The sequence below is a fragment of the Achromobacter sp. Root565 genome, assembly GCF_001427425.1.
GTDB lineage: Bacteria > Pseudomonadota > Gammaproteobacteria > Burkholderiales > Burkholderiaceae_B > Achromobacter > Achromobacter spanius_D.
Genome location: NZ_LMGO01000001.1, coordinates 1,246,645 through 1,267,543 on the forward strand (window position 1 = coordinate 1,246,645; position 20,899 = coordinate 1,267,543).

A 20,899-nucleotide genomic window follows, 5' to 3' on the forward strand; every position below is an offset into this window, starting at 1 on the left:
AGCCAGGAGTTTTTCCATGAAGAAGTCCCTTGCTTTCGCCGCCATCGCCGCCAGCCTTCTGGCCGGCGTCGTCCACGCCCAGGACCTGCCCAAGACCCACTTGAAGATCGTGGGCGGCCTGTCGAACCTGACCGCCTATAACGACTACGAAAAGCCGTTCTGGACCAAGACCATACCCGAGCAGTCCAAGGGGCAGGTCACGGCGGAGATCAAGGGCTTCAATGAAATGGGCTTGAAGGGGCCCGAGCTCCTGCGCCTGATGTCGCAGGGCGTGATCGAATTCGGCACCGCCACGCTGTCCTACTTTGCCAGCGACAATCCGATCAACGAGGCCATCGACCTGGCCGGCCTCGCGCCCGACGTCAAGACCGCGCGCGCCGTGACCGAAGCCTTCGAACCCGTCTACGCCAAGCTCTACGGCGAAGGCAACAACGTCAAGCTGCTGGGCATTTCCACCTATCCGGCGCAAGTGCTGTTCTGCAATGCCGAGATCAAGGGCCTGGCCGACATCAAGGGCAAGAAGGTCCGCACCAGCAGCCGCACTACGGCCGAGTTCGTCGAGGCGCTGGGCGGTTCGAGCGTGACGATGGCCTTTGGCGAAGTCGTTCCCGCGCTGCAAAACAAGGTCGTCGATTGCGCCATCACGGGCTCGCTGTCGGGCTATTCCGCCAAGTGGTACGAGGTGTCCACGCACCTGGTCGCGCTGCCGATCAACTGGAATCAGCAGATCCATGCCGTCAACCAGAAGGCCTGGGACAAGCTGGATCCGAAGGTGCGCACGTTCCTGCAAGCCCAGATCACGACGCTGGTCGACAACATCTGGGATGCCGCCGCCCGCCAGACGCAGGAAGGCTATGACTGCAACACCGGCGCGGCCGCATGCCCCTTCCCGGTCAAGGGCAAGATGGTCCTGGTGCAGCCGTCCGAGGCCGATCAGGCGCTCCTCAAGAAGGTGGCGCAAGAGGCCGTCCTGCCCAAGTGGGCCGCCCGCTGCTCGGCGCAGTGCGTGAAGGACTGGAACGCAACCGTCGGCAAGACGCTGAACCTGACCGCAAGCAAGTAAGTGCCAGGATGCGCCGGCCTGCGGGCCGGTGCAGATTACGGCCGGTGATGGCGCGCGGTAGCCCGTGACCTTTGCATGAGGTCCGCGGCGCCCGCACGCGATGGCAGGCCGTGCCACCCGAGGTTCCATCCATGACTCAAACCGAACACTTCCGTCTGCTCGGCGGCCTTTTGCGGCGCGCGGAGAGCTTTTCCCGCGCGGCTGTGTGGGCCGGCGGCGCCCTGACCGTGGCCAGCGTGCTGCTCATCTCCTTCGACGTGCTGGCCCGCAAGTTCCTGGGCTTCACGACCGGGGGCGCGGATGAACTGTCCAGCTACGCGTTTGCCATCAGCACTTCCTGGGCGCTGGCGTTCGCCACGCTGCAGCGCGCCAACGTGCGCGTCGATGTGCTCTACCAATATTTGCCAGTGCGCCTGTCGGCCGTGCTGGATTGGATTTCCATGGTGGCGATGGCCGTCTTCATGGTGTTCCTGACGTATTACGCCTACGACGTGGTGGTGACGTCCTGGACGCAGAAGTCGGCGGCCAACACGCCGCTCGCCACGCCGCTGTGGATCCCGCAGGGCCTGTGGGTGCTGGGTCTGGCGTGGATGTGCATCACGGTCGCGCTGATGCTGGCGCGGGCGTCCGCCGCGCTGGTCACGGGCGACATTGAACTGGTCAAGCAGATCTGCGGCGTGCGTTCGGCGCAGGAAGAAGCTGACGAGGAAGCCGCCGCCGGCGAGCGCATGGTGAAGGGAGAAGCCGCATGATTGCCACCGCTTTGACACTGCTGCTGGTCCTGATCGGCCTTTCCATCCCCGTGGGCGCCGCGCTCGGCGTGCTGGGCCTGATCCTGGACCCGATGTTCTCGATGCTGCCGCTGACGCGGGCCATCGGCGAGATCTCCTGGAGTTCGAACAACGAGTTCCTGCTGGTCGCGATTCCGCTGTTCATCATGCTGGGCGAGGTTCTGCTGCGCGCCGGCTTTGCCGAGCGCATGTACAGCGCGATGAGCCTGTGGCTGTCGTGGCTGCCGGGCGGATTGATGCACGCGAACATCGGCGCCTCGACGCTGTTCTCGGCGACCTCGGGCTCCAGCGTGGCAACCGCCGCCACTGTGGGCACCGTCGCCATTCCGCAGATCCGCAAGTATGGCTACAACGAGCCCCTGTTCCTCGGCAGTCTCGCCGCGGGCGGCACGCTGGGCATCCTGATCCCGCCGTCGATCAACCTCGTCATCTATGGCGTGCTGACGAACTCGTCGGTACCCAAGCTGTACCTGGCCGGCATCATCCCCGGTTTTGCGATGGCAGCGCTGTTCATGCTGACGGTCGTGATCGCCTGCGTGGCCAAGCCGTCGTGGGGCGGCAAGAAGATCCACGCGACGTGGGGCGAACGCATCGCCAGCCTCGTGCATCTGGCGCCGCCGCTCGGCATCTTCTTCCTGGTGGTCGGTTCGATCTACGCGGGCCTGGCGACGCCGACCGAGGCCGCTGCGCTGGGCGTGCTGGGCGCGTTCATCCTGGCCGCGTGGTTCCGCCGCCTGACGTGGTCGATGCTGCGCGAGGTGCTGGAAGGCACGATGCGGTCCACGGCCATGATCATGCTGATCGTCATCGCCGCCAGCTTCCTGAACTTCGTCATGTCCGCGACGGGCTTGACCGATGCGCTGACCAAGTCCATCACCGGCCTGGGCCTGTCGCCGGGCTGGATGCTGCTGATCGTGGTGATCTTTTACCTGGTGCTGGGCTGCTTCATGGAGACGCTGTCGATGATGATCACGACGATCCCCATCGTGGCGCCCATCATGATCGGCCTGGGCTACGACCCGATCTGGCTGGGCATTGTCATCATCGTGCTGGTCGAGGCCGCCCTCATCACGCCGCCCGTGGGCCTGAACCTGTTCGTCGTGCAAAGCCTGCGCAAGAGCGGCTCGATGAGCGCCGTAATTGTCGGCAGCCTGCCGTTCGTGGCGGCCATGTTCGTGATGCTGGCGCTGCTGGCGTTCTGGCCCGACATCGCGCTGTGGTTGCCGCGCGTCTTCGGTTGATAGCTCTTTGATTCCGGCGCGGCCCGTCGGTCGCGCCGCTTTCCACTCTTCTTCGCAGGACTGATATGAAAGCCGTATTCAAAATCGACGACGCCAATCCCCGCCAGGTGGAAGTGGCCTTCAACAAAGTGATCGTGGCGGGCTGGGCCGGCCGCGACATGGCCGCCATCGAACACCATATCGAGGAACTGGCCGCAATCGGCGTGCCGCGTCCGAGCAGCGTGCCGCTGTACTACCGCATCGCCGAGAACCAGCTTACCCAGTCGGCCGACGTGCAGGCGCTGGGCGAGGAATCGTCGGGCGAGGTCGAGACGTTTGTTTTTGCGGTCGATGGCGAGATGTACGTCAGCATCGCGTCCGACCACACCGACCGCAAGCTGGAGACAGTGAGCGTGGCGATGTCCAAGCAGGTCTGCGTGAAACCCGTGGGCACCGAGGCCTGGCGGCTTGCGGACGTGGCGGGGCACTGGGACGAGCTGATCATCCGCGCCTACATCGTCGAGAACGGCGAGAAGGTGCTGTACCAGGAAGGCCCGCTCTCCACGTTGCGCACGCCGCAGGACCTGATTGCGGGCTATACGGGCGGCGGCGCGATCCTGCCGGAAGGCGCGGGCATGACCTGCGGCACGGTGGCCGCCATCGGCGGCATCCGCCCGGCGGCGGATTTCACGATGGAACTGCACGATCCGCGCCTGAACCGCACGCTGCGCCACCGCTATCATGTCGAGTCGCTGCCCGTGGTCGCCTGAAGGCCGCCACGCTCGGCGCTGAATCCGGGCGCGTTCCTTGCGAAGGCGTCCGTCCGAACACTTACGCCGCCAGGCGGCATTAGGACAATGATGGTTTCGACCTTGAATGATCTGACCTCGGCCCTGCGTGAGGGCCGCAGCACCTCCGTTGCGCTGACCGAAGCCGCGCTGGCGCGGGCCCAGGATCCGGCGGGCGAGGGCGCTCGCGCCTTCACCAAGCTCTATGCCGATTCGGCGCTGGCGCAGGCGCGCGCGTCGGACACGCTGCGCGCGGCCGGCATCGTCCGGTCGGCGATCGAAGGGCTGCCCATCAGCATCAAGGACCTGTTCGACATCAAGGGCGAGACCACGATGGGCGGCTCGGTTGCGCGCGAAGGCGAGCCTGCCGCCGAGGAAAGCGCCGAGGTCGTGCAGCGCCTGATCGCCGCGGGCGCCGTCATCATCGGCCGGACCAACATGACGGAGTTCGCCTATTCGGGGCTGGGCATCAATCCGCATTACGGCACGCCGCTCAATCCGTACGACCGCGCCACCGGCCGCATTCCCGGCGGCTCGTCGTCCGGCGCGGCGGTGTCGGTTGCGGACGGCATGGCAGTTGCGGGCATCGGGTCGGATACGGGCGGCTCCGTACGAATTCCTGCCGCGCTGTGCGGCCTGACCGGGTTCAAACCCAGCGCCTGGCGCGTGTCCATGCAGGGCGTGCTGCCCTTGTCGGCGAATCTGGATTCCATCGGCCCCATCGCCGCCAGCGTGCGCTGCTGCGCCGAACTCGACGCCATCCTGTCGGGCGACGCGGGACCTTTGCCGCAGGCGCTGCCGGTGCGTGGCCTGCGCCTGGCCATTCCGACGACGCTGGCGCTGGACGCCATGGACAAGCATGTCTCCGACACCTTTGCGGCGGCGGTGCAGCGGCTGGAAGCAGCCGGCGCACTGATCGACCGGATCGAAATTCCGGAATTCGCCGAACTGGCCGCCATCAACAGCAAGGGCGGCTTCACTGCCGCCGAGGCCTGGGCCTGGCACCGCGACCTGATCGCACGCGCGGGCAAGCGCTACGATCCGCGCGTGGTGTCGCGCATCATGCGCGGACAGGACATGACGGCGGCCGATTACATCGAACTGCTCGACGCGCGCGAGGCGTGGGTCGCAGCCGTGGACCACCGCATTGCCGGTTACGACGCGCTGATCATGCCCACGACGCCCATCGTGGCGCCGCCTGTCGCGGACCTGCAGGGATCCGACGAGGCCTATTACGCTGCCAACGGGCTCATCCTGCGCAATCCCACCCTCATCAACTTCCTGGACGGCTGCGCGCTGTCCTTGCCCTGCCACGCGGCGGGCACGGCGCCCGTGGGCTTGATGATCGCGGCCAGCAATGGCGCGGACCGCCGCGTCCTCGGCATCGGCCTGTCGGTCGAAGACCTGTTCGCCGCCCGCTGAGCGGCGTTTTCCCGCAACGAGAGATCCCATGCCAGACGCCGAAAACGTTAGAACCAGCCTCGCGCTTGCCCGCCAGGCGCGGCTGGATGCCCGCAGCGGCCGCCTGACCGGTCCCACGGCGAATCTGGCGCCTGGGCACGTTCAGGCCAACCTGGCGATTCTGCCGCGCACGCTGGCGGCGGATTTCCTGCATTTCTGCCAGCGCAATCCCAAACCGTGCCCCTTGCTGGCGATGTCCGAGCCGGGCGACCCGGCGTTGCCCGAGCTCGGCGCGGATATCGACATCCGCACCGACATTCCGCGATACCGCGTCTGGAAGGACGGCGAACTCGTGGCCGAGCCGACGGATGTGCGCGACCTCTGGCGCGACGATCTCGTGTCGTTCCTGATCGGCTGCTCGTTCTCGTTCGAGGAGGCGATGCTGGACAACGGGCTGCCCGTGCGCCACATCGAGCAGGGCAGCAACGTGCCCATGTACCGCACCAGCATCGCGACACAGCCGGCCGGCGTGTTCGGCGGTCCGCTGGTGGTGTCGATGCGGCCCCTGAAGGCGGCGGACGCGATCCGGGCGATCCAGGTGACGTCGCGCTTCCCGTCGGTGCACGGCGCGCCCGTTCACATTGGCGATCCGTCGCTTATCGGCATCGCGGATATCGGCCGCCCCGATTATGGGGATCCGGTGGAGATCCGCCCCGGCGAAATGCCAGTGTTCTGGGCCTGCGGCGTCACGCCGCAGTCGGTGGTGGCTGCGGTGCGGCCGGAATTCTGCATCACGCATGCGCCGGGCCATATGCTGGTCACCGACCTCATCAACAGCCGCATGGCGGTGTTCTGACCCGGACGGGCCCGTGGACGGCCCGTCGGCGGGCCGTCAGCGCAATTGCATCAGCGCCTTTACGCGCTGGTCGTAATCGGGCGGGAAGGTCCAGAAGCGCATGCCTTGCTGCGTAAAGCCTTCCTGCAGGCCGCGTTCGGCCGGCGCCTTGTGCCATAGGAACTGCATCAGCACGTCGCTGCTGACCCACGCGTTGCCGAACCAGAAGCTGTGGGCGCGGCGATTCATATCGGGAATGGCGCGCGGATCGACCCAGATCATGTCGAAGTTCAGCCGCTGCGACGCGGCGTTGATGAACGCCACCTGCTCCTCGGTCAGGTCGTCCGCATTGGGACGGCCGGCGCGGGACGCCCGCTGGTGGCGTGCCGCGAAGCGCAAGGCGCGATCATCAAGATTGGCGCCCAGGCTCACGCGTTCGGTCAGGTCGATGTACTGGCGCAGGTCCGTCACGAAACGGTAGGTGTCTTCGTCGGGCGCCGCGAAATAGATCTGGCCCAGGCGCAGCCGTGCGCGCAGCGCCTCGCGGCTTTCGCCGTCGCGGGGTTGTGCCAGCGTGGCGAGTCCTTCACTGGCGATCCGCGCGCCCGCGCTGAACGCCAGCACGTTGATGTGCTCGGCATTCGTGTTGCGCGCGAGCAATTCCAGGAGGCGTGCGAAGGCGGGCACCGAGGCCCGCGCGGTTCGGACATCCGTGGCATAGGACAGCAGGCTGCCGGCCGACGGCCAGAGAAAGGCCAGGACGACCGCCTGGCGGCCCGTGAAGTGATGAAACTGCGCGGCCTGCGCGGTGCCACGCCACACCGCGTTGTTAAAGCCGTGCACGTAGACGATCAGGTCCCGGTGACGGCTGACCGCCAGGGCGTCGTTGATGAGCGCAAAGTAAGCCTGTGCCTCGGGCGAGGTTTCCGCATCGCTTTGCGGGGTGAGGGCAACGAGTTCCTCCATGCGCTCCAGGCTGAGCACCGGCCGGCCGCGCTGACTGCCCGAGGTGGAAAGCTGGCGCAACTGATCCCAGTCCAGCGTGCCGTCGCCAATCTGCACCTTGGCCACACCCATGCGCAGTGTGTCGCTCGGAAAGATCGAATAGAAGGGTTGGCGCGATTCCAGGAAGACGGCGCGGTTGGTGGCGTAGAGCAGCGGAATCGAGGTGATGTCGGCCGTGTCCTTGTGCGCGAAGGGGTCGACCTGGCCCGTCGTGAACTTGACCGGCGTGGGCATCAACTGCACCGGGGAGGAGCAGGCTGTCAGCAGCGTCATGAGCAGCGCGGCCAGCACGGCGCGGGCGGTTCGCAATTGGCGGACCGGCGGCGCAAGCGAGCGGGCATCGAGGAAACGCATGCGGTGGGCCCGGATCAGGTGGGAGGATTGGCGCGGCGCGGGCGCCAACGGCGACGCGCGCTGCACCCCCGTCATTCCATTGAAATCGGCAAAGGCACGCGAGGATTGTCGCCGTGGTGGAGGCGGGGGGCAAGGGGGAGGGAGGGGCGGTGCGGGGCGCCGCTCCGGTGGGGGACGGCTGTGGGTGTCTGACACCCTTTGTACGTCGGCCAAGGTGTGGGACGGGTGTCGGACACTCGGGGCGATCGGAGGATTCGGCCGGTGTCAGACACCCGGGGATTGCGGCATTCGGAGGGATCGGCTTCGGTGGCCGATTTCTTGGGTGCGCCGGGTGTCAGACACGCGGGGGTTAGAAGATGTGCCTGAAGCCCACCGCGGCGCCGACCTGGTTGCTCTTGCCCGCGATTTCGCCGCTGGCGGCGTCGCTGACCTTGTTCCAGTCGACGGTGCCGTACAGTTGCGAGCGCTTGGACAGCGAGTATTCGGCCACGGCGACCAGCGCGTAGCGCTTGCCCTTGTCGCCTTCGACGACCACGTTCTCGCTGCGGTCGTAGTAGGCGGCGCCCGTGATGGCCCAGCGCGGGGTAGCCTGCCAGGTCACGCCGGCGAAGTAGCCGTTGTCCTTGCGGTCCAGGCTGGCGGTGGTGGTGCCGCCCATGACGCCGTTGACCCAGCCCGTTTCGTCGCGGCCGTTGAAGTAGCCCGCAAAGACCTTGGCCGACTCGAACTGGTAGGACGCGTTCAGGTTCCAGGCGCGCTGGCGTTCATCGGAATCGGTGGCGGCGTAGGTCTGCTGCCAGGCGGCGCCCAGGCCAAGCTGGCCGATCGTGTAGCGCAGGCTGGCGCCATATTGCTGGCCGGCCTTGCGGTCGTCCCAGTCTTCGCCGTTTGCCCACGACGCCACGACGGCCAGATTGCCGAACGTATTGGCGTACTTGGTCATGTTGTTGGTGCGCACGCGCGACATGGCGGCGGGCAGCCAGGCGTTCTGCTCGTAGTTGCCGACGGTCAGCGGGTCGAAGTAGTCGGCCAGCAGGTCGAACATGGGCGTGTTCTGCAGACCCAGGGTCAGCGTACCGATGCTGCCGCCGTCCAAACCGACGTAAGCGAGGCGGCTGAACGCCTTGGACGTGTCCGATCCCCGGCCGTTCTGCAGATTGATGCCGTTTTCCAGGCGGAAGAAGGCGCGGTTGCCGTTGCCCAGGTCTTCGGAGCCGCGCAGGCCCCAGCGGCTATTGGAGATGGCGCCGTTTTCCATGGAGATGCGGCTGCCGTCTTCGCCCACGGCGCCCGAGCTGGTGCTGAGGTAGCGGATGCTGACGTCGGCGATGCCGTACAGGGTGACGCTGGTTTCGGCGCTTGCTGCGCCGGCGGCCAGGCCAAGGCCGGCCGCAGCCAGCGATAGGGTGATGCGTTTCATGTTGGACTCCTCCAGGTGTAGCTGATTTGTGATTGCGCCACGCTGGTAGCGTGGCTTGCGGCGTCCGGCGGTTTGCCGGGCGCTTGGCCGCTGCACCGACGCCATGGTTGGGCGCGGGTCCGGAGCAGAGGTCAGCGTGCAAGATGCGCCATGCCGGTGCAGCACACGGGCGCCTGGGGATTCTAAGTAAGTTGGCGGATGGGGAATATCGAAAATATTCGGCGTTTTCCCGGGTTTACACGCCGATAAACCCGCGCCGCGCCGATAGCGGACGAACAAAAAAGAAAAACCCCGTTCGTTGGAACGGGGTTCGTGTGGCGCAGACGCGACGTTACAGCGTCATGTGCAGCGGCAGCCAGGTGGCGATGCCGGGCACCACATAGAGCAGCAGCACGGCGGCGATCATCAGGAAGAACATCGGCAGCGACGCGCGCGCGATGTAGGGCAGCTCCCGACCGCTCATGCCGGACAGCACGAACAGGTTGAACCCCACCGGCGGCGTGATCTGTGCCATTTCCACCACGAACACGATGAAAATGCCGAACCAGATCAGGTCGATGCCGGCGGCCTGCACCGTCGGCAGCAGCACGCCCATGGTCAGCACCACGATCGAGATGCCGTCCAGGAAGCAGCCCAGGATGATGAAGAACACCATCAGCGCCATGATCAGGCCGAACTGCGACAGGCCCAGTCCGCCGATCCATTCCGCCAGCGCTCGCGGCAGGCCGATATAGCCCATCGCCAGCGTGAGGAACTGCGCGCCCGCCAGAATCAGCGCGATCATGCAGTACAGCCGCGTGGCGCCCAGCAGGGACTGCATGAAGGTGGAGCCGTTCAACGAGCCCTGCAGCGCCGACAGGATCAGGGCGCCCACCACGCCGACCGCCGCCGCTTCCGTGGCGGTGGCGATGCCGGTGTAGATGGAGCCCAGCACCGCGCCGATCAGGAGGAGCACCGGGATCAGGTGGCGCGAACGCGACAGCTTCTGCATGAAGCTCAGGCCGGGATCCGCCGCCGGCACTTCGCCGGGATTGCGGATGGCCCACCAGGCGATGTAGCCGCTGAACATCAGCGCCAACACGATCCCCGGAATGATGCCGGCGATGAACAGCTTCGCAATCGACACATCCGCCGCTACCCCGTACACGATCATGATGATCGAGGGTGGGATGAGCAGGCCCAGCGTGCCCGCGCCAGACAGCGTGCCGAGGATCTTTTCCTCGGGATAGCCGCGGCGCGTCAGTTCGGGAATGGTCATCTTGCCGACCGTGGCGCACGTGGCCGCGGATGAGCCCGACACGGCGGCGAAGATCGCGCAGCCGATCACGTTCGTGTGCAAGAGGCGGCCCGGCAGCCGGTTCAGCCAGGGCGCCAGCCCCTTGAACAGGTCTTCGGACAGCCGCGTGCGGAACAGGATCTCGCCCATCCACAGAAAGAGCGGCAGGGCGGTCAGCGTCCAACTGGACGAGGCGCCCCAGATCGTGACGGCCATGGCGTCGCCGGCCGGACGGCTGGAGAAGATCTCCATGCCGATCCAGGCGGTGCCCGCCAGCGTCAGGCCGACCCAGACCCCGCAGCCGAGCAGGACAAAGATCGAAACGACCAATAAGGTAATGACGAGAAGTTCATTCATGGGTTTGCTGCGAAGTGGCGGCGGCGATGCCGCGCGAACGGCGGACCAGTTCATCGACGAGGGCGACGAAGAACAGGATCGTGCCAGCGGCCATGGTCGTCTGCGGAATCCAGAGCGGCGTGGCATCGTTCGACGTTGAAACGTCGTTGAACAGCCAGGAGTCGTAGGTCAGTTTGATGCTGAAGAAGGCGAAGGCGGCGGCCAGCAGGGAACCGACGGCCAGGGCAAAGATGTCCAGCCGGCGGCTGCCGGCTGGATTCAGCGAATTCAGCAGCAGCGTGACGCGGATGTGCTCGCCGTGCTTGAACGTGCTGGCCAGGGCCAGGAAGCCGGCGGCGGCCATGAAATATCCGGCGTAGGCATCGGTGCCGGGGATGTGCAGGTCGAGCTGGCGGCCGAGGATGGCCGCCAGCACCGAGACCAGAACGCCTATCGTGCACAAGCCGGCCAGAAGGCCGGCTGCGCCGTAAAGACCATCAAGAAAACGGCGCATGGCGATATCACTGCTTCTTGTAGGCGTCGATCATGGCCTGGCCATCAGCACCAGACTTCTTGAGCCAGTCTTCCAGCATGCGCTTGCCGATCACGCTCAGGCCTTCCTTGAGTTCGACCGTGGGCTGGATGGTTTCCATGCCGTTCTTGGCGAGCTCGGCCTGATACCACTTGTTCTTTTCCTGCGACAGCTTCCAGCCGCGTTCCTCGGCCTGCGCGCCGGCCTTCTTCAGGGCTTCCTGCGTGGCCGGATCCAGCGCGTCGAACGCCTTCTTGTTCACGATGATGGCGTTCTTGGGCAGCCAGGCCTGCGTGTCGTAGAACTTCTTGATGTACTCGTACGTCTTGGTGTCGTAGCCGGTGGAAGCCGACGACATGTACGAGTCGATCACGCCGGTGGCGAGCGCCTGGGCCAGTTCGGCCTGCTGCACGGTCACGGGCTGCGCGCCGACCAGTTCGGCGATCTTGGCCGTGACGGGGCTGTAAGCACGCCACTTCAGGCCCTTCATGTCGTTGATCTGCTTGATGTCCTTGTTGGCGAAGATGCCCTGGGGCGGCCATGCCACCGCGTACAGCAGCGTCATGCCTTGCGAGGCCAGCTTCTTTTCCAGGAACGGCTTCTGAGCCTGGTACAGCTTGAACGACGCGTCGTAGCCAGTGGCCAGGAAGGGCAGGCCGTCCAGTTCGTAAATCGGGTCTTCGTTGGCGAAATTGGTCAGCAGGATCTCACCGATCTGGGCCTGATTGCCTTGCACCGCGCGCTTGATTTCGGGCGCCTTGTACAGCGAGGCATTGTTGTGCAGCGTGATCTTGAGCTTGCCTTGCGACAGCGAATCGACGTCCTTGATGAAGGTCGTCAGGTTCTCGACGTGGAAGTTGCTGGCCGGGTAGGCGCTGGGCAGATCCCACTTGGTCTGGGCCTGTGCGCCCGCGCTGAATGCCAGGACGATGCTGCCGGTCAACAGCGAGATTTTCTTGTACATGGTGGTCCTTCTTTGCGAATGGTGAAGACGGGTCTGGCCCGATAGGCATTGCGAAAAAAAGAAAGCGCGGCGCGGCGTCGCGCCGCCTGAGCGCCGTGCCATTCTATGTTGCTGTGCGGTAACAAAGCGCGGGAAATCGCTGTTTTACGGGTAATTCCTAGGGGGGCGCTGTTGTTCATTGGTTGAAGGTTCAATGAAGCCGCGAAGTTTGCGTCGCGCGCTGACGGCAAGCCGGCCGGCGCGCGTTTTTTCTTCTAAGATTGCGCAATCGAAGATGCTGTGAAGAGGGCCGCGTGAATTTCGTTTTTCGCCGTGATGAGTTGCTGGTCGAAGCATCGTCCAGCGTGTTGCCGGATACGGCGTTGTGCGAACGGATTGGTCTTGCCGCCGCGGCCCTGCAGCCGGTCTGGATGGAGACAGGTTCGCCTTATCGCACGGTATGTGTCGATCCCGGCCTCGAAGCGCCAGAAGGCTACGCATTCAAGAAGCTGCGTTCGCTCTTCGGCGTGTTCGACGATGAATCGATGGCGCTGGCCGGCCGCGCCTATCAGATCGCCGAATGGGCGCGCACCCACCGGTTTTGCGGCGCCTGCGGCACGCCAGCCGAGCGCGTGACGCACGAGTTCTGCCTGCGGTGCCCGGCCTGCGGCCTTTCCGCCTATCCCCGCATCTCGCCGGCCATGATGGTGCTGATCCGCAAGGGCGACAGCATCCTGCTGGCGCGCCATGCCAACGGACCCGCCGCGCGCTACACGGCGCTGGCCGGGTTTGTGGAGCCGGGCGAAAGCATCGAGCAGACGGTCCACCGCGAGGTCTACGAGGAAGTCGGCCTCAAGGTCGGCAACTTGCAGTACTTCGGCAGCCAGCCGTGGCCGTTCCCGCATTCGCTGATGGTCGCGTTTACCGCCGACTACGTCTCGGGCGACATCCGCATCCAGGAAGACGAAATCGCCGACGCCCGCTGGTTCGGCCCGGGTGACGAGATGCCCGACATCGCAGCCCGCATCTCGATCGCCGGCTGGATGATCCGGGCCAATCTGCCCGTGGGGTGGACCGCGCCGTAAGGACGATGCGGCGTCCGCCGCGGTAGGGGTATTCCCTCGAAACGAGGGATTTTTTGCGGCTTCCGAGTATTTTTTATTGATGAAATATATATAAATTATTAGTATTTCGTTCAGTTAACACTCGGCTTTCGCCTCTATGACCCCCACTTTGATTGCATCGTCGGCGCATCTTGCCGGCGGCAGCGCGCCCGATCTCTCCGAGGTGGAGTTCGGTCTCATGATCGCCAGCCATGCGTTCGATCGCTGGACGGTGCGGTGCATGGCGGCCGCGGGCCTGCCGGATCTGACGCCCACCGACGTGATGGTGTTTCACCACGTCTACCACCGCGAGCGGCCCAAGAAGCTGGCCGATATCTGCTTCACGCTCAACGTCGAAGACACCCACATCGTCAGCTATGCGCTCAAGAAATTGGACCGGCTGGGCGTGGTGCGCGGCGAGCGCAGCAGCAAGGAAGTGTTCTACAGCGTCACGCCCGAAGGCGCGGCGATCCTCAAGCGCTACGGCGAAATCCGCGAGCAATGCCTGACCGCCGGCCTGGATGGCCCGGGCGGGGGCGGGCTGGAATTCAGCCGCCAACTGGCGCACATGCTGCGCGCGCTATCCGGCCTGTACGACCAGGCGGCCCGCGCCGCCACGTCGCTCTGAACCCAACATGCGGGGCAAGGCCCCGATCTGTCAGCAACCCGACCGTGGCCGAACGCGCTCCGGCGATCTCTTGTTTTCAAGGACACCTATGAAGTGGCAATTCTGGATTGACCGTGGGGGCACCTTCACCGACATCGTGGCGCGCCGTCCCGATGGCACGACCACCACCGCAAAGATGCTGTCGGAAAACCCCGAGCAATACCGCGACGCCGCCGTGGCCGGCATTCGCAAGCTGCTGGGCATCGCGCCCGGCCAGCCCGTGCCCGCCGATCAGGTCGAGTGCGTGAAGATGGGCACCACGGTGGCCACTAACGCGCTGCTGGAGCGCAAGGGCGAACGTACCTTGCTGGTCACGACGCGCGGTTTCCGCGATGCGCTGCGCATTGCCTACCAGAACCGTCCGCGGCTCTTCGACCGCAACGTGCTGCTGCCGGAGATGCTGTACGAATCCGTCATCGAGGCCGACGAGCGCGTCGCCGCGGACGGCGAGGTGATCCGTCCGCTGGACGAAGCTGCGCTGCGCCGCGATATGCAGGCGGCGTACGACAGCGGCATCCGCGCGGTCGCCATCGTCTTCATGCACGCGTGGCACGCCACCGGCCATGAAGCGCAGGCCGCACGCATCGCCAACGACATCGGTTTCACGCAGGTGTCCGTGTCGCACGAGGTCAGCCCGCTGATCAAGTTCGTCTCGCGCGGCGATACGACCGTGGTGGACGCCTACCTGTCGCCCATCCTGAAGCGCTACGTCGATCAGGTGGCTGGCGAATTGCCGGGAATCCGGCTCATGTTCATGCAGTCCAGCGGCGGTCTGACCGACGCGCACCGCTTCCGCGGCAAGGACGCGATTCTCTCGGGCCCGGCCGGCGGCATCGTCGGCATGGTGCGCACCAGCGAGATCGCCGGTTTCCCGAAGGTGATCGGCTTTGACATGGGCGGCACGTCCACGGACGTGTCGCACTACGCGGGCGAGTTCGAACGCGAATTTGAAACCCAGGTGGCCGGCGTGCGCATGCGTGCGCCGATGATGAGCATCCATACGGTTGCGGCCGGCGGCGGCTCGATCCTGCATTTCGATGGCGCGCGCCTGCGCGTCGGCCCCGATTCCGCAGGCGCCAATCCGGGACCGGCGTGCTATCGCCGCGGCGGTCCGCTGGCGGTGACGGACTGCAACGTCCTTCTGGGAAAGATCCAGCCCGATTTCTTCCCCAAGGTGTTCGGACCCGAGGCCAACGAGCCCCTGGACCGCGATGCCGTGGTCGAACGCTTTTCCGCCATGTCCGACGAAGTGCGCGCCGCCACGGGCCGCGAGATGTCACCCGAGCAGCTTGCCGAAGGCTTTCTCGAGATCGCCGTGGGCAACATGGCCGAAGCCATCAAGCGCATCTCGGTGCAGCGCGGCCATGACGTAACCGAATACGCGCTGACCGTGTTCGGCGGCGCGGGCGGGCAGCACGCCTGCCTGGTGGCCGACGCGCTTGGCATGACGACGGTCTTCGCGCATCCGCTGGGTGGTGTGCTGTCGGCCTATGGCATGGGCCTGGCGGACCAGACCGACATGCGCCAGAAGACGGTCGAGAAGGTGCTGGACGCGAGCCTGATGGGCGAGTTGAAGGACGAACTGGACGTTCTGGCGGGCCAGGCGGTCGGCGAACTGCGCCGCCAGCACGTCGCCGAGGCCGACATCACGGTGCAGCGTCGCCTGCATCTGAAATACCGCGGCACCGACACCGCGCTGGAAGTGGCGTTCTCGGACCTGGACCAGGCGCGCCGCGACTTCGAGGCCGCCTACCGCCAACGCTATTCGTTCCTGATGCCCAACCGCGAACTCGTGGTCGAGACCATCTCGGTCGAGGCGACCGGCGGCGGCGAGCGAGTCGGCGAAGCGTCGACGTCGCGCACCCGCGAGGGCGCGTTGACGGCCCGCCGCGTGGTCAGCATGTACAGCGCGGGCGCCTGGCGCGACACCCCGCTGTACGTGCGTGAAGACATGGCCGGCGGCGACGTGGTATCGGGCCCGGCCATCATTTCCGAGCCCAACCAGACCACGGTCGTCGAGCCCGGCTGGCAGGCCGAGCTGACGGGGCAGGACCACTTCGTGATCCGCCGTGTGGAAGCGCGCCGCGAACAGCGCAAGATCGGCACCCAGGCCGACCCCGTCATGCTCGAGGTGTTCAACAACCTCTTCATGTCGATCGCCGAGCAGATGGGTTACCGCCTGCAGAACACGGCGTACTCGGTCAACATCAAGGAACGCCTGGACTTCTCCTGCGCCATCTTCGACGCGCAGGCGCGCCTGATCGCCAACGCGCCGCACATGCCGGTGCACCTGGGGTCCATGGGCGAGTCCGTGCGCACGGTCATGAACGCCAACGCTGGCCAGATGATGCCCGGCGACGCGTATGTCGTGAACGATCCGTACCACGGCGGCACGCACCTGCCCGACGTCACGATCATCACACCGGTGTTCGACAAGGCCGGGCGCGAGATCCTGTTCTACGTGGGATCGCGCGGCCACCACGCCGATATCGGCGGGACCACGCCCGGCTCGATGCCGCCGGATTCCAAGACGGTCGAAGACGAAGGTGTGCTGTTCACGAACTTCCAGCTCGTCAAGAACGGCGAGTTCCGCGAAGCGGCGGCGCGCGGGATTCTGGGATCGGGCCGGTGGCCGGCGCGCAACCCGGATCAGAACATCGCCGACATGCACGCGCAGATCGCCGCCAATGAAAAGGGCGTGCAGGAACTCTTGCGCATGTGCGATCACTTCGGTCTGGACGTCGTGCGCGCCTACATGGGCCACGTGCAGGACAACGCCGAAGAGGCGGTGCGCCGCGTGATCTCGGTGCTGAAGGACGGCAGCTACGAGTACCCGCTGGACAACGGCGCGGTCATTCGCGTGGCCGTGCGCGTGGATACCGAGGCGCGCAGCGCCGTGGTCGACTTCACGGGCACCTCGGCGCAGCTGGACAACAACTTCAACGCGCCGGGTGCGATCGCCGTGGCCGCCGTGCTGTACGTGTTCCGCACGATGGTCAACGACGACATCCCGCTGAACGACGGTTGCCTGGTGCCGCTGTCCATCATCGTGCCGGAAGGCTCGATGCTGCGCCCGAACCCGCCCGCCTCGGTGGTCGCGGGCAACGTGGAAACGTCCATGTGCATCGTCAACGCGCTGTACGGCGCGCTGGGCGTGCTGGCCGCCAGCCAGGGCACCATGAACAACTTCACGTTCGGCAACGCGCGCCATCAGTACTACGAGACCATCTCCGGCGGCACCGGCGCCGGTCCCGTGCGCATCGACGCGGCCGGTCCGCATGACGAGGGCTTTGCGGGCACGTCGGTCGTGCAGGCGCACATGACCAATTCGCGCCTGACCGATCCGGAAGTGCTGGAGTTCCGTTTCCCGGTCCGTCTCGAGTCCTACGAGATCCGCAAGGGTTCGGGCGGCAAGGGCCGGTATGCCGGCGGCGACGGCGGCGTGCGCCGCGTTCGCTTTCTGGAAGACATGACCGCGGCCATCCTGTCCAACAACCGGCGGTTTGCTCCCTTCGGCCTAGCTGGCGGCGAGCCGGGTGCGATGGGCCGGAACACCGTTGAACGCGTGGACGGCACTATCGAGGAACTGGGTCCGCAGGACAGCGCGCAACTGCGCCCAGGTGATGTGTTCGTCGTGGAAACGCCGGGAGGCGGCGGCTTCGGCGCGCAGTGATGCACGCCCCGATGTCCGGTCCCGATCACTCGGGGTCGGACATCACGTCCAGCGCGATATCGGGGCGCGCCTTGCGGTCGTAGACGCGCAGGGCGACCGCGTCATCGGTGATCTCGAACATTGCCGTCGCCAGGGTGTTCTCGTCGTCGGGATCGTCCTTGGCGGTGCGCAGGATCGGCAGCTTTCCCTCGGTATCGAGCAGGGCTGCCAGCATGTCGGCGCTGCCGGATTCCGGCAGCCACGCATCCACCAGGCCTTCGATCCGGTTCTGCCGCGCCCGCGACGAATCGGTGATGATCTGCGCCTGGCCCCGGGTGGCGGCGTGCACCATGTGGTTGGCGTGCCCGTAGCGCCGGCCGATGTCCAGCACGGACACCGAACCCGGCGTGACCTCGGCGCTGAGCAGGCGCGCGTCTGACGCCGCGCCCAGCGTGTGATGAAAGCCGCCGGCATGGGGCAGGTCGCGCAGCAGCGCCACCGCCTCGTCCAGCGTGGCGCAATCCAGGACCGCACGCGCCACGAACATGCGCGGCACACCCGCATGCCGCTGCTTGTTGCGCAGGTTGTTGATCGTCTGGACCAGGCCCGCGCGATTGGCGGCGAAGGTGTGGCCGGGCAGGGAGCCCGGGTAGTAGAAGCTGAGGTAACCCGGCGCATCGTCCAGCGCGACGTCCACCAGATGGCAGCGGCCATACAGATACGGATCGCCGTCCTCGTTGTGGCCGATCCAGCGCGTGCCGTCGGCGGTGCGCAGGGCGGCCGACGTGCAGCCATCCGTGCTGCTGTGCAGCAGATCGCCGCGGCAATGCCATAGCAGCACATCCTTGATCGGCATGCGCAGACCTTCGGCCAGGCCGTCGAGTTCTTCCCAGATCTGCGGCAAGGCGGCCTCTGCCTGCTGCGCAAGCTCATCCACAAAAGGATGGCCCCGCCACGGCCGCAGCGCTTCCCAGGTGCCGCTCTGTTTCAGATACGACCCCATGACGGGGCGGGCCAGCTTGCCCAGCGCCAGGCCGACCTGGCGGCGGTTTCCAGCGATGCGTACGTATTTGCAGGCCATCGAAAACCTCCGGATGTCTCGCGGATTGTAAGGGGTCCGTCCTTCCGCCGGGCTCCACCTGATGCGTTAAGATCGTCGATAAGTTGCACCGGCGAACCCGGCGCAGCCCAGGAATCATGCCCTTACAACAAGCCCGGGGTGCCTGGCGCTCCCCAAGAGGAGAGTTTCATGATCAAACGTAAAGTCGCCGCCGCAATGGTGGGCCTGTCCCTGACCCTGTTCGGCGCCGCTTCGGCCGCTCAGGCCCAGGGCAGGGAATTGGTGGTGGCCACCGATACCGCTTTCGTGCCGTTCGAATTCAAGCAGGGCAACACCTATGTCGGCTTCGACGTCGATCTGTGGGCGGCCATCGCGAAGGAACTCAACCTCAAGTACAAGCTGCAGCCGATGGACTTCGCCGGCATCATTCCCGGCCTGCAGACCAAGAACATCGACGCCGCGCTGGCGGGCATCACCATCCGCGACGACCGCAAGAAGGTCATCGACTTCTCGGATCCCTATTACGAAAGCGGCCTGGCCATCCTGGTGGGCGAAAAGAACACCGACATCAAGGACGCCAAGTCACTCTCCGGCAAGACCGTCGCCGTCAAGACGGGCACCGCGACCGTGGACTTCCTGAAGGCTCAGGTGCCCGACGCCAAGCTCAAGCTGTTCCCCAACATCGACAACGCGTACCTCGAACTGGCGACCGGCCGGGTCGACGCCGCCGTGCACGATACGCCCAACGTTCAGTATTACGCCAATACGGCCGGCAAGGGCCGCGTGAAGGTGGTCGGCTCGGTCAAGAGCGGCGACTTCTACGGCATCGCCTTCCCCAAGGGCAGCGAACTGGTCCCCGAGGTCAACAAGGCGCTCGCCAACCTGAAGGCCAGCGGCGAGTACGACGCGATCTACACCAAGTGGTTCGGCAAGAAGCCCTGACCGGCTCGCCAAGCGGTACTTTTCACGGACGCGCCACCGCTCCAGGCCGCGAGGCGCGTCCGCCATGATGCGGGCGCGCCGCTGCGCGCCATAGGGGGAAGATCGTGGAGTTTGACTGGGCTGTCATCGAGGACGCGTTACCCAATCTGCTGACGGGTACGCTTATGACCATCAAGATCACGTTCTGGGGCCTGGTGGGCGGCTTCCTGCTCGGCGCGCTCTCGGGCGTGACGCGAGCCTACGGGAACGCGATCGTGTCGGGCATTGCGCAAGTGTATGTCGCGGTCATCCGCGGCACGCCGATCGTGGTGCAGGTCATGTTCATCTACTTTGCATTGCCGCTGCTGGCAGACATCCGGGTCGACGCCGAATTCGCGGCGATCGCCACGCTCATCATCAATTCGGGGGCGTACATCTCGGAAATCGTGCGGGGCGCGCTGCTGTCGGTCCACAAGGGCCTGAAGGAAGCAGGGCAGGCCATGGGCCTGCCTTTTCATAAGATCCTGCTGCACATCATCGGTCCGGTTGCGTTCCGGCGGATGATTCCGCCGCTGGGCAACCAGTGCATCATCAGTCTGAAGGATTCGTCGCTGTTCATCGTGATCGGCGTGGCGGAACTGACCCGTCAAGGGCAGGAAATCATGGCCAGCAATTTCCGGGCGGTCGAAATCTGGTCCGCCGTGGCGATCATCTATCTGATCCTCACGGGCCTGATGGCGTTGACCCTGCATCTGGTCGAAAAGAGGATGCGCATCATATGAGCATGGTTGAATTTCATAACGTCACCAAACGCTTTGGCGACTCGACGGTGCTCAACGGCATCTCGCTCAATATCGACGCCGGTGAAGTCGTGGTGGTGGTCGGGCCGTCGGGCTCCGGCAAGTCCACCTTCCTGCGCTGCATCAACGTGCTGGAAACGATCAACGACGGCGATCTGCTGGTCGATGGCCTCAGCGTGAAGGGCGACGCGGCGACGATACGCGAGATCCGGCGCGAGGCCGGCATGGTGTTCCAGCAGTTCAATCTGTTCCCGCAGATGACGGCGCTGGAGAACGTCATGTTCGGCCCCGTCCACACGCGGGGCCAGGGCCGCGCCGAGGCGCGCCAGCTTGCCGAAAGCCTGCTGGCCAAGGTGGGCCTTGCCGAACGCATGAACCACTATCCTTCGGAGCTTTCCGGGGGCCAGCAGCAGCGCGTTGCGATTGCCCGTGCGCTGGCGATCATGCCCAAGCTGATGCTGTTCGACGAGCCCACCTCCGCGCTGGATCCCGAACTGCGCCACGAGGTGCTGAAGGTCATGCGCGACCTGGCCGAGGAGGGAATGACGATGGTGGTCGTCACGCACGAAATGGAATTCGCGCGCAAGGTTGGCAGCCGTCTGATCTTCATCGATGCCGGCAAGATTGCTCACGACGGGCCGCCCGAAGAGCTGCTGAGCAATCCGCCCAGCCAGCGCCTGAAGGACTTTCTGCAGCACGTGACCTGACGTGAAAAAGGCGTCCGGCTTGTGG

18 protein-coding genes are annotated in these 20,899 nt (G+C 65.5%); 12 read left to right on the top strand and 6 right to left on the bottom strand.

Annotation, left to right across the window (positions count from 1 at the left end; translation table 11 throughout):
- The first annotated feature begins 16 nt into the window (after positions 1 to 16).
- From ASD71_RS05630 to ASD71_RS05655, 6 genes are all read left to right on the top strand, one after another.
- Positions 17 to 1,063: a TRAP transporter substrate-binding protein gene (locus tag ASD71_RS05630; protein ID WP_056560894.1), complete on the top strand. Its 1,047-nt coding sequence runs from the start codon at positions 17 to 19 to the stop codon at positions 1,061 to 1,063.
- 131 nt (positions 1,064 to 1,194) lie between these two features.
- A complete protein-coding gene (locus ASD71_RS05635; protein ID WP_056560897.1) occupies positions 1,195 to 1,815 on the top strand; it encodes a TRAP transporter small permease subunit in 621 nt (206 codons plus the stop codon).
- The gene (locus ASD71_RS05640; RefSeq protein ID WP_056560900.1) at positions 1,812 to 3,095 is read left to right on the top strand and encodes a TRAP transporter large permease; all 1,284 of its coding nucleotides are present in this window, start codon (positions 1,812 to 1,814) and stop codon (positions 3,093 to 3,095) included. The genes ASD71_RS05635 and ASD71_RS05640 overlap by 4 nt, the downstream gene beginning before the upstream one ends.
- A 65-nt stretch (positions 3,096 to 3,160) precedes the next feature.
- A complete protein-coding gene (locus ASD71_RS05645; protein ID WP_056560903.1) occupies positions 3,161 to 3,844 on the top strand; it encodes a DUF2848 domain-containing protein in 684 nt (227 codons plus the stop codon).
- A 90-nt stretch (positions 3,845 to 3,934) separates the two neighbouring features.
- Complete coding sequence (locus tag ASD71_RS05650; protein ID WP_056566450.1) at positions 3,935 to 5,284, top strand: amidase; 1,350 nt, start codon at positions 3,935 to 3,937, stop codon at positions 5,282 to 5,284.
- A gap of 28 nt (positions 5,285 to 5,312) precedes the next feature.
- The gene (locus tag ASD71_RS05655; RefSeq protein ID WP_056560905.1) at positions 5,313 to 6,119 is read left to right on the top strand and encodes a putative hydro-lyase; all 807 of its coding nucleotides are present in this window, start codon (positions 5,313 to 5,315) and stop codon (positions 6,117 to 6,119) included.
- Positions 6,120 to 6,155: 36 nt separating this feature from the next.
- Here the strand turns inward: ASD71_RS05655 and ASD71_RS05660 are convergent, their stop codons facing one another.
- From ASD71_RS05660 to ASD71_RS05680, 5 genes are all read right to left on the bottom strand, one after another.
- Positions 6,156 to 7,457 carry an alpha/beta hydrolase gene (locus tag ASD71_RS05660; RefSeq protein ID WP_162253550.1) on the bottom strand — a complete coding sequence of 434 codons (1,302 nt, stop codon included), beginning with the start codon at positions 7,455 to 7,457 and terminating at the stop codon, positions 6,156 to 6,158.
- Positions 7,458 to 7,806: 349 nt separating this feature from the next.
- On the bottom strand, positions 7,807 to 8,877 hold the full coding sequence (locus ASD71_RS05665; protein ID WP_056560911.1) for a porin: 1,071 nt from the start codon (positions 8,875 to 8,877) through the stop codon (positions 7,807 to 7,809).
- A 331-nt stretch (positions 8,878 to 9,208) separates the two neighbouring features.
- Positions 9,209 to 10,510, bottom strand: coding sequence for a TRAP transporter large permease (locus ASD71_RS05670; RefSeq protein ID WP_056560914.1), 1,302 nt, complete (start codon positions 10,508 to 10,510; stop codon positions 9,209 to 9,211).
- Positions 10,503 to 11,003: a TRAP transporter small permease gene (locus tag ASD71_RS05675; RefSeq protein ID WP_056560917.1), complete on the bottom strand. Its 501-nt coding sequence runs from the start codon at positions 11,001 to 11,003 to the stop codon at positions 10,503 to 10,505. Before ASD71_RS05675 ends, ASD71_RS05670 begins: the two co-directional genes overlap by 8 nt.
- Before the next feature lie 7 nt (positions 11,004 to 11,010).
- A complete protein-coding gene (locus ASD71_RS05680; RefSeq protein ID WP_056560919.1) occupies positions 11,011 to 11,985 on the bottom strand; it encodes a TRAP transporter substrate-binding protein in 975 nt (324 codons plus the stop codon).
- A 293-nt stretch (positions 11,986 to 12,278) separates the two neighbouring features.
- Between ASD71_RS05680 and nudC the strand changes: the two genes are divergently transcribed.
- The 3 genes from nudC to ASD71_RS05695 all read left to right on the top strand — a co-directional run bounded on the left by nudC (position 12,279) and on the right by ASD71_RS05695 (position 17,407).
- Positions 12,279 to 13,049: an NAD(+) diphosphatase gene (gene nudC / locus ASD71_RS05685; protein ID WP_056560922.1), complete on the top strand. Its 771-nt coding sequence runs from the start codon at positions 12,279 to 12,281 to the stop codon at positions 13,047 to 13,049.
- Positions 13,050 to 13,185: 136 nt separating this feature from the next.
- On the top strand, positions 13,186 to 13,695 hold the full coding sequence (locus ASD71_RS05690; RefSeq protein WP_056560924.1) for a winged helix DNA-binding protein: 510 nt from the start codon (positions 13,186 to 13,188) through the stop codon (positions 13,693 to 13,695).
- 88 nt (positions 13,696 to 13,783) lie between these two features.
- Positions 13,784 to 17,407 carry a hydantoinase B/oxoprolinase family protein gene (locus tag ASD71_RS05695; RefSeq protein ID WP_056560926.1) on the top strand — a complete coding sequence of 1,208 codons (3,624 nt, stop codon included), beginning with the start codon at positions 13,784 to 13,786 and terminating at the stop codon, positions 17,405 to 17,407.
- Between the two features lie 25 nt (positions 17,408 to 17,432).
- Here the strand turns inward: ASD71_RS05695 and ASD71_RS05700 are convergent, their stop codons facing one another.
- Positions 17,433 to 18,467, bottom strand: coding sequence for a C45 family peptidase (locus ASD71_RS05700; RefSeq protein ID WP_056560929.1), 1,035 nt, complete (start codon positions 18,465 to 18,467; stop codon positions 17,433 to 17,435).
- Positions 18,468 to 18,635: 168 nt separating this feature from the next.
- On the opposite strand from ASD71_RS05700, the gene glnH reads away from it, so the two are divergent.
- From glnH to glnQ, 3 genes are all read left to right on the top strand, one after another.
- Positions 18,636 to 19,388: a glutamine ABC transporter substrate-binding protein GlnH gene (gene glnH / locus ASD71_RS05705; protein WP_056560932.1), complete on the top strand. Its 753-nt coding sequence runs from the start codon at positions 18,636 to 18,638 to the stop codon at positions 19,386 to 19,388.
- Between the two features lie 104 nt (positions 19,389 to 19,492).
- Positions 19,493 to 20,149: a glutamine ABC transporter permease GlnP gene (gene glnP, locus ASD71_RS05710; protein ID WP_056560935.1), complete on the top strand. Its 657-nt coding sequence runs from the start codon at positions 19,493 to 19,495 to the stop codon at positions 20,147 to 20,149.
- Positions 20,146 to 20,874 (top strand): glutamine ABC transporter ATP-binding protein GlnQ, encoded by a 729-nt coding sequence (gene glnQ / locus ASD71_RS05715; RefSeq protein WP_056560938.1) that lies wholly within the window; start codon positions 20,146 to 20,148, stop codon positions 20,872 to 20,874. The genes glnP and glnQ overlap by 4 nt, the downstream gene beginning before the upstream one ends.
- Positions 20,875 to 20,899 lie beyond the last annotated feature (25 nt).

Coding starts and splice junctions, on each gene's coding strand:
- ASD71_RS05630 (WP_056560894.1), top strand. CDS start 17: ATGAAGAAGTCCCTTGCTTTCGCCGCCATCGCCGCCAGCCTTCTGGCC.
- ASD71_RS05635 (WP_056560897.1), top strand. CDS start 1,195: ATGACTCAAACCGAACACTTCCGTCTGCTCGGCGGCCTTTTGCGGCGC.
- ASD71_RS05640 (WP_056560900.1), top strand. CDS start 1,812: ATGATTGCCACCGCTTTGACACTGCTGCTGGTCCTGATCGGCCTTTCC.
- ASD71_RS05645 (WP_056560903.1), top strand. CDS start 3,161: ATGAAAGCCGTATTCAAAATCGACGACGCCAATCCCCGCCAGGTGGAA.
- ASD71_RS05650 (WP_056566450.1), top strand. CDS start 3,935: ATGGTTTCGACCTTGAATGATCTGACCTCGGCCCTGCGTGAGGGCCGC.
- ASD71_RS05655 (WP_056560905.1), top strand. CDS start 5,313: ATGCCAGACGCCGAAAACGTTAGAACCAGCCTCGCGCTTGCCCGCCAG.
- ASD71_RS05660 (WP_162253550.1), bottom strand. CDS start 7,457: ATGCGTTTCCTCGATGCCCGCTCGCTTGCGCCGCCGGTCCGCCAATTG.
- ASD71_RS05665 (WP_056560911.1), bottom strand. CDS start 8,877: ATGAAACGCATCACCCTATCGCTGGCTGCGGCCGGCCTTGGCCTGGCC.
- ASD71_RS05670 (WP_056560914.1), bottom strand. CDS start 10,510: ATGAATGAACTTCTCGTCATTACCTTATTGGTCGTTTCGATCTTTGTC.
- ASD71_RS05675 (WP_056560917.1), bottom strand. CDS start 11,003: ATGCGCCGTTTTCTTGATGGTCTTTACGGCGCAGCCGGCCTTCTGGCC.
- ASD71_RS05680 (WP_056560919.1), bottom strand. CDS start 11,985: ATGTACAAGAAAATCTCGCTGTTGACCGGCAGCATCGTCCTGGCATTC.
- ASD71_RS05690 (WP_056560924.1), top strand. CDS start 13,186: ATGACCCCCACTTTGATTGCATCGTCGGCGCATCTTGCCGGCGGCAGC.
- ASD71_RS05695 (WP_056560926.1), top strand. CDS start 13,784: ATGAAGTGGCAATTCTGGATTGACCGTGGGGGCACCTTCACCGACATC.
- ASD71_RS05700 (WP_056560929.1), bottom strand. CDS start 18,467: ATGGCCTGCAAATACGTACGCATCGCTGGAAACCGCCGCCAGGTCGGC.
- glnH (WP_056560932.1), top strand. CDS start 18,636: ATGATCAAACGTAAAGTCGCCGCCGCAATGGTGGGCCTGTCCCTGACC.
- glnQ (WP_056560938.1), top strand. CDS start 20,146: ATGAGCATGGTTGAATTTCATAACGTCACCAAACGCTTTGGCGACTCG.